At 62.1% G+C, this 13,991-nt stretch carries 14 protein-coding genes; 7 read left to right on the forward strand and 7 right to left on the reverse strand.

What is annotated here, in order from left to right; translation table 11 throughout:
* Positions 1-7 precede the first annotated feature (7 nt).
* The 3 genes from Q0P52_RS00720 to Q0P52_RS00730 all read left to right on the forward strand — a co-directional run bounded on the left by Q0P52_RS00720 (position 8) and on the right by Q0P52_RS00730 (position 3,648).
* Positions 8-466: a DUF494 domain-containing protein gene (locus tag Q0P52_RS00720; protein WP_293759875.1), complete on the forward strand. Its 459-nt coding sequence runs from the start codon at positions 8-10 to the stop codon at positions 464-466.
* A gap of 175 nt (positions 467-641) precedes the next feature.
* Positions 642-2,936: a type I DNA topoisomerase gene (topA, locus tag Q0P52_RS00725; protein WP_293759873.1), complete on the forward strand. Its 2,295-nt coding sequence runs from the start codon at positions 642-644 to the stop codon at positions 2,934-2,936.
* A gap of 334 nt (positions 2,937-3,270) precedes the next feature.
* Positions 3,271-3,648, forward strand: coding sequence for a hypothetical protein (locus Q0P52_RS00730; protein ID WP_293759871.1), 378 nt, complete (start codon positions 3,271-3,273; stop codon positions 3,646-3,648).
* Here the strand turns inward: Q0P52_RS00730 and Q0P52_RS00735 are convergent.
* Positions 3,639-4,022, reverse strand: a complete 384-nt coding sequence (locus tag Q0P52_RS00735; RefSeq protein WP_293759869.1) for a DUF1622 domain-containing protein — start codon at positions 4,020-4,022, stop codon at positions 3,639-3,641. The genes Q0P52_RS00730 and Q0P52_RS00735 overlap by 10 nt on opposite strands.
* Before the next feature lie 122 nt (positions 4,023-4,144).
* Between Q0P52_RS00735 and Q0P52_RS00740 the strand changes: the two genes are divergently transcribed.
* Positions 4,145-4,927, forward strand: coding sequence for a hypothetical protein (locus Q0P52_RS00740; protein WP_293759867.1), 783 nt, complete (start codon positions 4,145-4,147; stop codon positions 4,925-4,927).
* Positions 4,928-5,212: 285 nt separating this feature from the next.
* Here Q0P52_RS00740 and Q0P52_RS00745 read toward each other — a convergent pair whose 3' ends face one another.
* The 4 genes from Q0P52_RS00745 to Q0P52_RS00760 form a co-directional block, all read right to left on the reverse strand.
* A complete protein-coding gene (locus Q0P52_RS00745; RefSeq protein WP_293759923.1) occupies positions 5,213-5,593 on the reverse strand; it encodes a diacylglycerol kinase in 381 nt (126 codons plus the stop codon).
* Positions 5,594-5,983: 390 nt separating this feature from the next.
* Entirely contained in the window at positions 5,984-6,940 is a 957-nt protein-coding gene (gene gshB / locus Q0P52_RS00750) for a glutathione synthase (RefSeq protein ID WP_293759865.1), read from the reverse strand.
* Positions 6,941-6,961: 21 nt separating this feature from the next.
* A complete protein-coding gene (gene gshA / locus Q0P52_RS00755) occupies positions 6,962-8,245 on the reverse strand; it encodes a glutamate--cysteine ligase (protein WP_293759863.1) in 1,284 nt (427 codons plus the stop codon).
* Between the two features lie 228 nt (positions 8,246-8,473).
* Entirely contained in the window at positions 8,474-9,433 is a 960-nt protein-coding gene (locus Q0P52_RS00760; protein WP_293759861.1) for a carbohydrate kinase family protein, read from the reverse strand.
* Between the two features lie 203 nt (positions 9,434-9,636).
* Between Q0P52_RS00760 and Q0P52_RS00765 the strand changes: the two genes are divergently transcribed.
* On the forward strand, positions 9,637-10,122 hold the full coding sequence (locus tag Q0P52_RS00765; RefSeq protein ID WP_293813633.1) for a TlpA disulfide reductase family protein: 486 nt from the start codon (positions 9,637-9,639) through the stop codon (positions 10,120-10,122).
* A gap of 165 nt (positions 10,123-10,287) precedes the next feature.
* Here Q0P52_RS00765 and Q0P52_RS00770 read toward each other — a convergent pair whose 3' ends face one another.
* Positions 10,288-12,309 carry an NADPH-dependent 2,4-dienoyl-CoA reductase gene (locus Q0P52_RS00770; protein ID WP_293759857.1) on the reverse strand — a complete coding sequence of 674 codons (2,022 nt, stop codon included), beginning with the start codon at positions 12,307-12,309 and terminating at the stop codon, positions 10,288-10,290.
* Positions 12,310-12,491: 182 nt separating this feature from the next.
* On the opposite strand from Q0P52_RS00770, the gene Q0P52_RS00775 reads away from it, so the two are divergent.
* Both Q0P52_RS00775 and Q0P52_RS00780 read left to right on the forward strand, forming a co-directional pair.
* Positions 12,492-13,091, forward strand: coding sequence for a GNAT family protein (locus Q0P52_RS00775; RefSeq protein WP_293813634.1), 600 nt, complete (start codon positions 12,492-12,494; stop codon positions 13,089-13,091).
* A 3-nt stretch (positions 13,092-13,094) separates the two neighbouring features.
* Positions 13,095-13,472: a DUF1294 domain-containing protein gene (locus Q0P52_RS00780; protein WP_293759853.1), complete on the forward strand. Its 378-nt coding sequence runs from the start codon at positions 13,095-13,097 to the stop codon at positions 13,470-13,472.
* A 14-nt stretch (positions 13,473-13,486) separates the two neighbouring features.
* On the opposite strand, the gene Q0P52_RS00785 is transcribed toward Q0P52_RS00780, so the two are convergent.
* Entirely contained in the window at positions 13,487-13,897 is a 411-nt protein-coding gene (locus tag Q0P52_RS00785) for a DUF2000 domain-containing protein (protein ID WP_293759851.1), read from the reverse strand.
* Positions 13,898-13,991 lie beyond the last annotated feature (94 nt).

The raw sequence follows: 13,991 nt of genomic DNA on the forward strand, positions 1-13,991 counted from the left end.
TGATCTGATGTTTGACATTCTCGCCTACCTGTTTGAACAGTACCAAGACCCGGATTCCTGCGGCGATCGCGGCGTGCTGATGCGCCAGCTCGAAGCCGCCGGTTTTGAGGACGAGGAAATCAACGACGCACTGGACTGGCTGGACAGCGTGGCCAATATGGCCGACGGCCTCTACGCCAGCGCTGACGACGCCAGCGGCATGCGCATTTATGCCGATGCCGAACAGGAACGCCTGCCGGCGGAAGTGCGCGGCCTGATCCAGTTTCTGGAAGACCACGGCGCCCTGTCTCCGTCACAGCGCGAAATGGTGATCGACCGACTGTTCGCCCTGCCGGAAGACGATATCAACGTCGGCTCGGCCAAGCTGGTGGCATTGATGGTGCTGTGGGCGCAAAAAGCGGAACTGCCCATCCTGCTGGGCGAGGAGTTGCTGGACGCCATCCATGGCGAACCCACCATGCAATGACTTGTCAGCGGGCTATGGCCGGCTTACCATCCCGGCCTCCAAGCAAGCGGGCCGAATGACGGATTTCGACACAAGAGCGCCGACTGCGCTCTTGTTTTATTTGCATAGTTGCTTTATTTGATAGATAGACCCGCTATCAGAACCGCACACACCGGTTAACCAACGAAACGAAAACATGCCCTCCAGCCTCTTGATCGTTGAGTCGCCGTCCAAGGCGAAAACGCTGAAGAAATACCTGGGCCCGGACTTCGAAGTCCTGGCGTCCTACGGTCACGTGCGCGACCTGGTCCCCAAGAACGGGGCGGTGGATCCCGAAAAGGGCTTCGCCATGAAGTACCAGCTGATCGCCCGCAACAGCAAACACGTCGACGCCATCGTCAAGGCAGTTGGCGAGGTTGACCACGTCTATCTCGCAACTGACCCGGACCGCGAAGGCGAGGCCATTTCCTGGCATCTAGTGCAGATTCTCAACGGCAAAAAACTGTTGAAGGACAAAACCGCCCAGCGCGTGGTGTTCCATGAGATCACCAAAAACGCCGTACTGGACGCCATCCAGAACCCGCGCGAGGTAGCGCAGGAGCTGGTGGACGCCCAACAGGCTCGACGCGCGCTCGACTATCTTGTTGGTTTCAATCTGTCGCCGCTGCTGTGGAAGAAAATCCGCCGCGGCCTGTCCGCCGGTCGCGTGCAAAGCCCCGCGCTGCGCCTGATCTGCGAGCGCGAAAACGAGATCCGCAGTTTTGTGCAGCAGGAATACTGGTCAGTTCATCTGGACAGTCACAAAGGCCGCACCCGCTTTTCCGCCAAGCTTACCCAGCTGGCCGGCAAGAAGCTGGACCAGTTCGACATCCCCTCGGAAACCGAACAAACCGACATCCTGGCACGCTTGGCCAATGCCCCAGCCAGCGTGTCCAGCATCGAGAAGAAAAAGAAGTCGCGCAGCCCCGCCGCGCCCTTCACCACTTCCACCCTACAGCAGGAAGCCGTGCGCAAGCTCGGCATGACTACCGATCGCACCATGCGTACCGCCCAGCAACTGTACGAGGGTATCGACATCGGCCAGGGCACGGTGGGTCTGATCACCTATATGCGTACCGACTCGGTGGCGCTGGCCAATGAGGCCGTGGAAGAAATCCGCGGCTACATCAGCGACAAGTTCGACAACGAATTCCTGCCGAAAAACCCGGTCGCCTACAAGAACAAGTCCAAGAACGCGCAGGAAGCGCACGAGGCCATTCGCCCCACTTCCATCCTGCGCACGCCGGAATCGGTCAAGCCCTTCCTCACCAGCGACCAGTTCAAGCTGTACGACATGGTGTGGAAGCGCACGCTGGCCTGCCAGATGGCGCCTGCGCGCTTCGACACCACCTCGGTGGACATCGCCATGGGCGAAGGCGTATTCCGCGCCAGCGGCCAGGTGCAAACCTTTGCCGGCTTCCTCGCCATCTACGAAGAAGACGTGGACGACGCCGAAGACGAAGACAACGCCAAACTGCCGCTGCTGGAAGAGGGCGAAGCCCTGCCGGTGGACAAGCTCTACGGCGAGCAGCACTTCACCCAGCCCCCGCCGCGCTTCTCCGAAGCCAGCCTGGTGAAGGCGCTGGAAGAGTACGGCATCGGCCGTCCGTCCACCTACGCCAGCATCATCTCCACGCTGAAGGATCGCGAATACGTCATCCTGGACAAGAAGCGCTTCTTGCCCACCGACACCGGCGACATCGTCAACAAATTCCTGACTGAGCACTTCAGCCAGTACGTGGACTACAACTTCACCGCCAAACTGGAAAACCAGCTGGACGACATCGCCAGCGGCCAGCGCGCCTGGGTGCCGGTGATGGAAAGCTTCTGGAAGGGTTTTTCCAAGCAGATCACGGAAAAAGAAAGCATTTCCCGTGCGGAAGTCACCACGGAAAGCCTGGATGAAGCTTGCCCGAAATGCAGCAAACCCTTGTCGATCAAGTTCGGCAAACGGGGGCGCTTCATCGCGTGCACCGGCTACCCTGATTGCGACTACACCCGCAACATCGGTGAAACCGCCGAACAGGCGGCTGAAGAGGCGGAAGCGCCCACCATCATCGAAGGCCGCTCCTGCCCGGACTGCGGCGGCGAACTGCACATCAAGAAGGGCCGTTACGGCAAGTTCATCGGTTGCGCCAATTACCCGAAGTGCAAGCACATCGAACCGCTGGAAAAACCCCGCGACACCGGTGTGGAGTGTCCGGAGTGCAAGTCTGGCCACCTGATCGAACGCAAGAGCCGCTATGGCAAGCTGTTCTACAGCTGCAACACCTATCCCAAGTGCAAATACGCCACCTGGAATCCACCGGTAGCCGAGCCTTGCCCCAAGTGCAACTGGCCCATCCTGACCATCAAGACCACCAAGCGTCGCGGTACGGAAAAGGTGTGCCCGCAGAAGGAATGCGGCTATAGCGAAGTGATTGCTCCGCCGGAAGCCAAGGCTGAAGAATAAGCCGGCAAGTACGTACTGCCCGCCATCACAACGCCGCGCTACCGCGGCGTTGTTTTTTTGCAGCCGACCCACACCCCAACACGGATGCGACATCAGCGCATTGTCATCAACAAACAACTGATTTTAATGATTATTTTCCAGCAAAGAGGCCTATAATCCGCTGACCGGACCACAACACGGGCCCGAGTTGTGCGGGCCGGAACGCAGCCGGTCGCAACGGTTCCCTCGACGGACCGCCCCACCCTTGATGGGCAAGGCGCCGCCTTTACCAACAGGCGGCGCTTTCTATTTCGCCGCGCCCCATCCCGTCCGCGGCACAGGCAGATTGCTGGACATGAATAGTCGGTTCTTTTTCATCGGAGGCACGGTCCTCACCCTGTTCGGGCTGTTGTCAGGCCATTGGCTGATGCTGCCCATCGCTTTCTTCGTGGCGTTTTCCGGCATGATTTTGGCCGACCGCGAACAATTGTCCGAGATGGACGCACACACCGCCGCCATGCTGCTGGCGGTACCAGGGCGTCCACCGCTGTTGCCGCTGGACCACTTCACCGGCCGCGAGCTGCTGTTTTACCGCGCCGGCTGCCCGGTCTACCGCCAGTTGCTGTCGCAAGGGCGCTGCTGGGAGCTGGTGGGCGAACAGGGCAAGGTGGAGGATGAGTCCGGCTGTATCCGCGTTTACCCCGGCTATCTCTACCGACGCGTTCAGCGCTGAGCCTCTTCGGCCGACGTCGGTTCGGCCTCTGTTTCCCGGATCTCCCGACCAAGAAAGAAGTTGAGCGCGGTTCTCAGTACCGCAATCGCCGCCAGTTTGCCGATCTGATCCCAACTGGGAGCCACTGCGGTGGAAAGGATGTCTGCCGCCAGTTGCAGCTCCAGCGCCAGCGCCAAGAAGCGAGCGAAGCGCAGGCGCACGGCGTTGTATCGCATCGCGCTGCCGGGGCTCAGGCAGCTTTTCAGATACAAAGCACCCGCAGACACCACCCCGACGCCAATCACCAGCGCGCCGCAAGCTTCCACGCCCAGCTTCAGCCACAGCACCAGATTGAGCACCAATTCTTCCACGCCGGCCTCAGTGGGGTTCAGCATGCGCGCCTCCTGTTCTTCATAGACAGCTTGGAGCTTGCCAGAGTCGAGGCTCCGGCTCCAGCGCAACGGGCAAGGCCGGCTCGACGCACGCTACAATGGCGCGTCCCTCCCTTGTCCTTGCCATGCTTATTCTTCTCAAAATCGCGCTGGTGCCAACGCTGCTGTACTTGCTGGCCCAAGCAGGCCAACGCTGGGGCTACCGTCGCGCCGGTTGGCTGTCTTCCTTGCCTTGGGTGGCAGGGCCAATTCTGTTGGTGCTGACGCTGGAGCAAGGCCCGCGCTTTGCCGCTCAGGCCGCCCTACTGTCGCTGGCGGCCATTGCCGCGTCGGAAGCCTTCAATCTGGCGTACGCTCACGTCTGCCGGCGCACAAACTGGCCTGCCGCGCTGAGCGCAGGCCTGGGCGCCTGGCTGATTATCGCCTCGCCGTTGCCCTGGCTGGCTGTCAATCTGCCTGCGGCTTTGGCCATTGCAGCGCTGGCTTGCGTGGTAAACCTCTGCTGGCTGCCTATTGCGGCAAACGCATCGCCGCCCTTGACCACCGCCAGGCGCAGCCTGCTGCCCCGCATGCTGGCAGGCGGACTGCTAACGCTGGCGGCTTCCCTGATAGCGGGTCGCGCTGGCCCGCACTGGGGCGGCATCGTGGCGGTTTTTCCCTTGCTGGGCAGTCTGCTGGCGATTGAGGTGCAATGCAGTCAGGGCACGAATGCGGTTTGGCATCTGATGCGGGGGATGACCCAGGGGCGACCGGGCTTTGCAGCTTTCTGCGCGGTACTGACCACCAGCCTTGGCAGTTTGTCACCGGCAGTTGCGTTTGGCGCGGCAACCATCGCCAGCGTCGCGGTTCAGCAGGCCGCGGAACAATGGCGCAGGAGAAGGGAAATAACGGTAGCACTGCGCAGCTGACCCCAACCCGGCCCCGTTCAAGCCTTGTCGCTAAGCGGCAAGGCTTGCGCAATGCGATATTGGAGATGGGCTTTTTGCGGGGCGAGCCAAAGCGCAAGCAAGACAAGCAGAGCGGGATGTCAAGTGCATTCCGCGGCCGCTTTAACGACGCGCGGCGCGCTCGCTGTGATGCTTAGAGAAAACAACAAACTACTGATGCCACGTTGCGCCGGCTGGCTTTACGCAAACAGTGCCGGCGTCGTCGCGCCCTGGGTCAGCCGTAAAACTGATTTTTGGCAGCCGTTCTTAGCCGAACAACACCAGCCCCCACATGGTGGCCAGATTGATCAAGCCCAGCAGCTGGGCGGCGCTGCCCATGTCCTTGGCGCGCTTGGCCAGCGGGTGGCGCTCCAGCGAGGTGTGATCAACGGCGGCTTCGATGGCCGAATTAAGCAGCTCAATGATCAACGTGGCGATGGAACTGGCGATCAGCAAGGCGCGCGCCAGGGGTGAGGCGTGAATCAGCAGCGCGGCGGGAATGAGGATGATGGCCAGTAATGAGAGCTGCCGGAAGGCATCTTCATGGCGAAAGGCGGCGCGCAAGCCGTCCAATGAGTAACCGAATGCGTTGATGAGGCGCTGGACGCCGGTCTTGCCCTTGAACGGGCTTTCCTGATGCTGGGTCATGTCGGATATCCAGTAATGGTCATGGCGCGGCGCGCGGCCGGCCGGGTCGCAGGCATGGTAATGGCTGGCGGGACGCCATCGCAAGCCTTGCCTTGCGCTGAACCGTCGCAGTTGCACGCTCCTGCTCCATGCTGCGCCCGGTTGATGACAAGACGTCAGGCGCTGCTTTTTAGCGCAGGCAAGATGATGGCCGCACCGGGAAAACGTTTCGGCCAACCGCGAGGTTGGCCGAAGAGGTGCTCCGCGAGAAGCAAAGCCGCTGCGCGATGAGACGGTTTAACGCCGCTGACGACACCTCGCGCAGACCCTGGGTCATGGTGCTCCGGCGCTGGCAGTACTTGAGTACGACAAGGAGGCGCAACGCAGGATCAGGGGTTTTGTCAGCGGGTCTTACTGGCCGCAGGCGCGCTCCAGCGCATCGATGTACAAGCCTGCAACATTGAGGTCGGTCTGGTCCATGATTTCGCGGAAGCAGGTGGGGCTGGTAACGTTCACTTCGGTCAGGTAATTGCCGATGACGTCCAGGCCGGCCAACAGGATGCCGCGCCGCTTCAGTTCAGGCCCGACGATCTCGGCGATTTCGCGATCGCGCGCGCTCAGGGGACGGGCTTCGCCGCGACCGCCGGCAGCCAGGTTGCCGCGCGTTTCGCCGGCAGCGGGAATGCGCGCCAGGCAGTAATCCACCGGCACGCCGTCGATCACCAGCACGCGCTTGTCGCCGTCGCGGATTTCCGGAATGTAACGCTGCGCCATCACGGTGCGCTTGCCGCGCAAGGTGATGGTTTCCAGAATCACCGACAGGTTCGGATCATCCGGCGTCACGCGGAAAATACTGTCGCCGCCCATGCTGTCCAGCGGTTTGAGAATCACATCCAGATGCTGGCGCACAAAGGCCTTCAAGCGGGCCGCCTCGCCGGTGACCATTGTGGGCGCCGTCAGCTCTGGGAAATTCAGGATCGCCAGCTTTTCGTTGAAATCGCGCAGCGCCTGACCGCTGGTGAATACCTTCACGCCCTGACTCTCGGCCATGGTGAACAGCTGAGAGGCGTAGAGGTACTCCATGTCGAACGGCGGGTCCTTGCGCATCACCACCGCATTGAAGGCGGTGAGCGGTTGGCGATGCATCTCGTCCAGCTTGTACCAGGCGGGATGATCGCCCTTGCGCTCATCCGTGACGGTGAGCCCGCGCGCGTCCACCAGCAGGCGGCCGCCCTCCACCGACAAATGCCTCGCTTCGGCAAACGACAGGGCGTGGCCGCGGCTGGCCGCCTCCTCCATCATGGCGAAGGTGGTGTCCTTGTAAATCTTGAACTGCTCAAGCGGGTCGGCGATGAACAGGATGCGCATGGGTGTCTCCTGAGTGAGGGCTTAATCGCGCTCGGGGTCGGTGGCTTCAAGTTCCAGCGCGGAAGCCAGCAGCGCCAGACGGGCGATGACACCGTAGGCGTAGAAGCGGTTGGGCGCACAGTCCGGCGTGCCGTTCTTGTCCGGCAGGCAGACTGTTTCGAAAGACAACGGCACAAAGTGCATGCCCGGCGCATTGAGGTTTTCGTCGATGCCGCGACCAGTATGCACGCGATAGAAACCGCCGGTAACGAAGCGATCCATCATGTACACCACCGGCTCGGCCACGGCATCCTCCACCGTTTCGAAGGTATAAACGCCTTCTTGCACGATGACTTCGGACACTTCCAGACCTTCCTTCACCACCGACATCTTGTTGCGCGCCTTGCGGTTGAGGCCGATCACCTCTTCCGGCGACTTGACGCTCATCACGCCCATCCCGTAGGTGCCGGCATCGGCCTTGACGATGACGAAGGGATCGTTGCTGATACCGTATTCGCGGTACTTGGCGCGGGTGCGGTCCAGCATGCGCGCCACAGCCTCGGCCAGCGCGTCCTCGCCCTGGCGAGCATGGAAATCCAGCCCGCTACAGCTCTCGAAATAGGGATTGATCGTCCACGGGTCGATGGAAATGAGCTGGGCGAAATCGTTCGCCACCTTGTCGTAGGCCTGAAAGTGATTGCTCTTGCGGCGCACAGCCCAGCCGGCATGCAGCGGGGGCAACAAATGTTGCTCGATGTCGACCAGCAGCTCCGGGATGCCTGCTGACAGATCATTGTTGAGCAGTACCACACAGGGGTTGAAACCATCCGCCAGCATCAGGCGATTGCCGCGACGCACGATGGGTTCCAGACGGACGATATCGCCGCCCGCGCTGGTCAGCTCGGTGATTTCCGTGATTTCCGGGTTGAGCGAACCCAGGCGTACCTTGAGGCCGGCCTGCTCGAAGATGTGCACCAGCGTGGCCACGTTCTGCAGGTAGAACGTGTTGCGAGTGTGATTCTCGGGAATCAGCAAGATGGAGCGCGCTTCCGGGCACACTTTTTCCACGGCGGCCTGCGCGGCCTGGATGGACAAGGGCAGGAAATCGCGGTTGAGATTGTTGTGGCCGCCCGGGAACAGGTTCATGTCCACCGGCGCGAGCTTGAAGCCACTGTTGCGCAAATCCACCGAGCCGTAGAACGGGGCCGCGTGATTGTGCCACTGGCTGCGGAACCAGTGTTCGATGTGAGGCTGCGCCGTGAGAATGCGGCTTTCCAGCTCCAGCAGCGGGCCGGTCAGGCTGGTGGACAGGTGTGGGACGGTCATGTGCTCCCCTTCGGTGCAATGCATCGGAATAATCCTTGCATGGTGGGGGTGTGCAGGCGTTTCTTCAAGCGATGCGTGCCATTCGTTTTGCATTTTCAGCGCAACAAGGGCCGCGCATGCGCGGCCCTTGTTCGACAGTCTGACGGCAGTCACCGCACACGCCGCTGCGAGCGGCACTTGCTTACGGCAAACCACTGCAGCTCAGCATCAGGTATTTGCTGGCCGCGCTTAGGCCGGCGCGCCATCAAACGGCCAGTCCTCGTGGTATGCGTCCCGATACAGCGCCTGCAATGTGTCCCAGCCAAAATGGTGGTTCTGACAGCCCGGCGTCGTCACCTTGATGGCGCCGATGATGTTGGCGAGGCGGCCAGTGAAGCGCCAGTCCAGTCCGCGGCTGATGCCGTACATCAGGCCGGCGCGGAAGGCGTCGCCGCAACCCATCGGGTCCACCGGTTTTACCGGCATCTGCACGCGCGGAATCAGATGGATGGAGTCGCCCACATACACCTCCGCCCCCTTGGAACCGCGCGTCACCACCAGCGCCTTCACCTTGCGGCGCAGGTCCTCCACCGTCAGGCCGGCGCGCTCGCGCATCAGCTCGCTCTCGTAGTCGTTGATCGTGACGTAACTGGCCAGCTCGACGATCTGGTGAATCTCGTCGCGCGACAACAGCGGCAGCTCCTGACCCGGATCAAAAATGAAGGGGATGCCCGCTTCGGCCAACTCGCGGGAATGTTGCAAAAAGGCCTTGTAACCGCCCGGCGAGAGTATGGCCAGTTCGATGGGGTCGGGAATGTCGGCAATGTGGTTTTCCGTAGCGAAATCCATCGCGCCCGGATGGAAGGCCATCAGTTGATTGCCGTCTTTGTCGGCGATGCCGAAACACTGCGAGGTATACTGCTTGCGGATCAAGCGGATGAAGCGGTCGTCCACGCCTGCGCGCTTCAGGTGCTGGCGATAGGGCTCGAAGTCCTCTCCCACCACGCCCATCACGATGGGTTTCTCGCCCAGCAGCGTCAGGCTGTAGGCGATGTTGCCGGCCATGCCGCCAAATTCGCGACGCATGCCGGGGGCAAGGAAAGTGGTGGATATCTTATGCAATTGATCGGGCAGAATCTGACTGTCGAACCTGCCGTGAAACGAGAACAAAGTATCGTAGGCCAGCGCCCCGCATACCAGGAGAGACATGCTGAATCCGGAAAAAAATCAATCTAGTAGTTTAACATGAAACTATCTGACAATTCCGAGCCTGTTCAACAGCTTGCGCGCATGCGTGCGGCATGGTACGGGCAGACACCATACTGCAGGACAGCGTTCGCGCAGAGGCCTGAACGGAAACTCTGTCCCACCGCTGCCCTCCAAGCCACTTCACCGTTATGAGCACAACCACCATGAATCGCCGCTCCCTGTTTGCCGCGCTGCTGCTTGCCTGCGCCCTTCCCCTCGCTGCCCAAGCCGACACGCCGCTGGCGCAAACCCGCTTCGGCACGCTGGACGGCAAAGGCAGTACCACGCTGTCCGCCTGGCGCGGCAAAGTAGTGCTGGTGAATTTCTGGGCCACCTGGTGCGCGCCCTGCCGCGAGGAAATGCCCATGCTCAACAAACTGCGCGAACAATACAAAGGCAAGGGTCTGGAAGTGGTGGGCATTGCACTGGACAATCGCACGGAAGCCAGCAACTTTGCCAAGCAATTGCGCATCGGCTATCCAGTGGTGATAGGCGACAGCGATACCCTGGGCCTGCTGCGTCAACTGGGCAATCCCGCCGGCGCGCTGCCCTACTCCATCATTCTGGATCGCAACGGCCAGCAAGTGGGCAAGTTGCTGGGCAAGCTGGATGAAAAAACGTTGTCCGACACCTTGCAACGCTATTTCTGAGCGCCCGCGCGGCGCTTGGCGAGAAGGCTGCGCATGCCGCAGGACATATGCTCGCCCTGAGGCCGGAGCCCGCGCCGTAGCGCCAGACAGACAAAACGCCCCGCCGGTTCATACCCGGCGGGGCGTTTTCGTTTGCTTGCCGCGCAAAGGGCACGGCGGGCTGGCTTACAGACTGGCAGCCAGCGTCGCGCCCTGATTGATGGCGCGTTTGGCGTCCAGCTCCGCCGCCACGTCGGCACCGCCAATCAGATGCACCGCCTTGCCAGCATCCAGCAAGGGTTGTTGCAGTTCGCGCAGCGGCTCCTGACCTGCGCAGAGAATCACATTGTCCACCGGCAGCACTTGCGGTTCGCCCTTGATCACCACGTGCAGGCCGGCGTCGTCGATGCGCTCATAAGACACGCCGGACACCATCTTCACCTTCTTCATCTGCAGGCTGGCCCGATGAATCCAGCCGGTCGTCTTGCCCAGACCGTCGCCAACCTTGCTGGCCTTGCGCTGCAACAGCCACACTTCACGCGGGCTGGCGTGCGGCTGCGGGCCTTGCGGGCTGAGACCGCCCGGATGCTCCACCGCCATGTCCACGCCCCATTCGCGCATGAAAGCTGCGACGTCCAGCGAGGTGGACGGGCCTTCCTGGGTGAGGAACTCCGCCGTATCGAAACCGATACCGCCCGCGCCGATGATGGCCACGCGGCGCCCCACCGGCTTGCCGTGCTTGAGCACATCCAGATAGCTCAACACCTTGGGATGATCCACGCCCGGGATGGCGGGGGTGCGCGGCGCGATGCCGGTCGCCAGCACCACCTCGTCAAACGCTGTCAGGTCTTCAGCCTGCACGCGGCGACCCAGCGCCAGCGCGACGCCAGTTTCCTCGATACGTTTGCCGAAGTAGCGCAGGGTTTCATAGAACTCTTCCTTGCCCGGCACGCGCTTGGCCACATTGAACTGGCCGCCGATTTCAGCGGCGGCGTCAAACAGGGTGACCGCGTGACCGCGTTCGGCGGCGATGGTGGCGCAAGCGAGGCCGGCCGGGCCGGCGCCGACCACGGCGATGTTCTTGCGCTGGGCGGCCGGCGTGTAGTTGAGCTCGGTCTCGCGGCAGGCGCGCGGATTCACCAGGCAGCTGGTGAGCTTGCCCTGGAAAATGTGGTCCAGACAGGCCTGATTACAGCCGATACAGGTGTTGATGCTGTCGGCGCGGCCGGCAGCGGCCTTGTTGACGAAGTCCGGATCCGCCAGGAAGGGACGCGCCATCGACACCATGTCGGCGCAGCCCTCGGCCAGGATGCCCTCCGCCACTTCCGGGGTGTTGATGCGGTTGGTGGTAATCAGCGGAATCTTCACCTTGCCCATCAGCTTTTTGGTCACCCAGGCAAAACCGCCGCGCGGCACCATGGTGGCGATGGTGGGCACGCGGGCTTCATGCCAGCCGATGCCGGTGTTGATAATGGTGGCGCCAGCCGCTTCGATCGCCTGCGCCAGCTGGGCCACTTCGTCCCAGCTGCTGCCGTCCTGTACCAGGTCCAGCATGGACAGGCGGTAAATGATGATGAAGGCCTCGCCCACGGCGGCGCGCACCGCCTTGACGGTTTCCACGGCGAAGCGAATGCGGTTTTCAAAACTGCCGCCCCAATCATCGCTGCGCTTGTTGGTGGCGCGGGCGATGAACTGGTTGATCAGATAGCCTTCGGAACCCATCACTTCCACGCCGTCATAGCCGGCGGCCTGCGCCAGCGCTGCACAGCGGGCAAAATCGGCGATGGTTTGCCGAATGTCGGCATCGGAGAGTTCACGCGGTTTGTAGAAGTTGATCGGCGCGATCAGCGGCGACGCGGAAACGCACTTTTCCTGAAAACTGTAGCGGCCGGAATGCAGAATCTGCAGCGCGATCTTGCCGCCGGCGGCATGTACGGCGTCGGTCACTTTGCGGTGGTCCGGCACATGCGTTTCGTCCGCCAGCATGGATGCGCCTTCCGCCACGCAACCTTCCGCGTTGGGCCCAACGCCGCCGGTGACGATCAGCCCCACGCCACCGCGCGCGCGCTCGGCATAGAAGGCGGCCATCTTATCGAAACCGCCGGGGGCCTCTTCCAGACCGGTGTGCATGGAACCCATCAGCACCCGGTTTTTCAGCGTGGTGAAGCCCAGGTCCAGCGGCGCGAGCAGATGCGGGTAAGCGGTCATGTTTCGTCCTCGTGTTGCCGGGCAGTTTCGCCCGGTCGGTGTTGCGGCGCGGCCCGCTCTTGGAAGAGGCGCGGGCGCGGCGTTCATGATGCGTCGACAATACTTACTAGTAAGTAAGTTGTCAACGCGCTCTCCTGTGCGCCGGCTGGTCAAAGCCGTCGGCACCGTGGACAATGGCTTTTTTGCCTCAACTTCACCGCATCATGACCACGCTGACCGGCCCACGTTTGCGCCTGCGCCCGCTCACTGCCGACGACGCCCCTTTGCTGGTGGCGGCCGCCAGCGATGGCGAACTATGGCGCTCGCCCTTTACGGTCATCCCCTCGGCCGACACTGTCGCCGCCTATCTGGACAAAGCCCTGGGCGGACTGGCGCAAGGCCATATGCTGCCCTTCGCCATTGAGGCGCAGGCCAGCGGCCAGGTGATAGGCAGCACCCGTTTCTGGAAGATAGACCACGCCAACCGCAAGCTGGAAATCGGCGGCAGTTGGCTGGGCCTGCAATGGCAAGGCGGCTTTGCCAATCCGGAAGCCAAATGGCTGATGCTGTCGTACGCCTTCGACCAACTACGCTGTGTGCGGGTGCAGTTCACCACGGATGTGCTCAATGAGCGCTCGCGCGCCGCCATCCTGAAGCTGGGCGCGGTAGAAGAAGGGATCATCCGCCATGAGCGCATCATGCCGGACGGCCGCCTGCGCGACTCGCTGCGCTTCAGCATGCTCGACCACGAATGGCCGGCCGCACGCGACCGCCTGTTAACCCGCCTTGCCCACTTTGACTGAACCATGTCCCTTGCCCGCACCCTAGGCCGTCTGGCCGCCCTGCCGCCCCTGATGGCCGCAGCGGTTGTCGCCCTCACCGATTCGATGTTCTGGCCCGGCGCGGTTTACCTTGCCCTCAGTCTGCCCACTCTGCTGCTGTATGGCTGGGACAAACGGCAGTCCATGCGTCATGGCCGGCGCATTCCGGAAAAATGGTTGCATCTGTGCGAACTGGCCGGCGGCTGGCCCGGCGCACTGATCGGCCAACAGTGGCTGCATCACAAATGCAGCAAAGCCGCCTATCAATGGCGCTACTGGCTGATCGTTCTGATTCACTGGGCGCTGTGGGCCGGCTATTTCGGCTGGCGCTGGCATCTGGCCCACCCTGTTCCGGCCGCCTGACCTCCTCCAGCAGTTCAGCGCAACAGCGGCAAACTGCCGGTGTGGCCGGTCACCCTCTCGGATGGGCCATACAGCGCCAGTCCCTGATAGCGGAGACTCGTCTCAGGCGTGACCGCCAGATGCGCGGCGTATTCCTCATAGCTGCGGGTGGTGCGAGTAGCGCTGGTCACCTCCACTACCGTCAAGCCGGTTTCGGCGTGCAAGGTTTGCCGAAGGGTAGAGAGCTGTTCGGGCGTGGCCTTCAATACCGGTAAGGCCAGACGGGTAATGCCGGCGCGTTCGCGGCCTTCAGCATCGGGCAGATCCTCGCCCACCAGTTCCGGGTGCCGCCGCCCCAGGCTCAGCGCCAGGATGGCCGCAGTATTGGCAATCACGCCGCCCGGCAGGGTGCCGTCCAGCACCAGCACGCATTTCAGTTGTGTCATGGGATAACTCCGAGTGGTGAAAACGCTACTGTAGCGGGCGGACAGCGCCGACATAATCCCATAATATTGACGCTCACCATTCTACAAAATCGAA

The organism is uncultured Aquitalea sp. (assembly GCF_945957525.1).
In the GTDB taxonomy this organism is placed as follows: Bacteria; Pseudomonadota; Gammaproteobacteria; order Burkholderiales; family Chromobacteriaceae; genus Aquitalea.

Bases quoted from the DNA above. Each gene is read 5' to 3' on its own strand.
- topA (WP_293759873.1), top strand. From the start codon at position 642: ATGCCCTCCAGCCTCTTGATCGTTGAGTCGCCGTCCAAGGCGAAAACG.
- Q0P52_RS00720 (WP_293759875.1), top strand. From the start codon at position 8: ATGTTTGACATTCTCGCCTACCTGTTTGAACAGTACCAAGACCCGGAT.
- Q0P52_RS00745 (WP_293759923.1), bottom strand. From the start codon at position 5,593: ATGACCCAGCATCAGGAAAGCCCGTTCAAGGGCAAGACCGGCGTCCAG.
- Q0P52_RS00770 (WP_293759857.1), bottom strand. From the start codon at position 12,309: ATGACCGCTTACCCGCATCTGCTCGCGCCGCTGGACCTGGGCTTCACC.
- Q0P52_RS00730 (WP_293759871.1), top strand. From the start codon at position 3,271: ATGAATAGTCGGTTCTTTTTCATCGGAGGCACGGTCCTCACCCTGTTC.
- Q0P52_RS00735 (WP_293759869.1), bottom strand. From the start codon at position 4,022: ATGCTGAACCCCACTGAGGCCGGCGTGGAAGAATTGGTGCTCAATCTG.
- gshB (WP_293759865.1), bottom strand. From the start codon at position 6,940: ATGCGCATCCTGTTCATCGCCGACCCGCTTGAGCAGTTCAAGATTTAC.
- Q0P52_RS00785 (WP_293759851.1), bottom strand. From the start codon at position 13,897: ATGACACAACTGAAATGCGTGCTGGTGCTGGACGGCACCCTGCCGGGC.
- gshA (WP_293759863.1), bottom strand. From the start codon at position 8,245: ATGACCGTCCCACACCTGTCCACCAGCCTGACCGGCCCGCTGCTGGAG.
- Q0P52_RS00765 (WP_293813633.1), top strand. From the start codon at position 9,637: ATGAATCGCCGCTCCCTGTTTGCCGCGCTGCTGCTTGCCTGCGCCCTT.
- Q0P52_RS00780 (WP_293759853.1), top strand. From the start codon at position 13,095: ATGTCCCTTGCCCGCACCCTAGGCCGTCTGGCCGCCCTGCCGCCCCTG.
- Q0P52_RS00760 (WP_293759861.1), bottom strand. From the start codon at position 9,433: ATGTCTCTCCTGGTATGCGGGGCGCTGGCCTACGATACTTTGTTCTCG.
- Q0P52_RS00740 (WP_293759867.1), top strand. From the start codon at position 4,145: ATGCTTATTCTTCTCAAAATCGCGCTGGTGCCAACGCTGCTGTACTTG.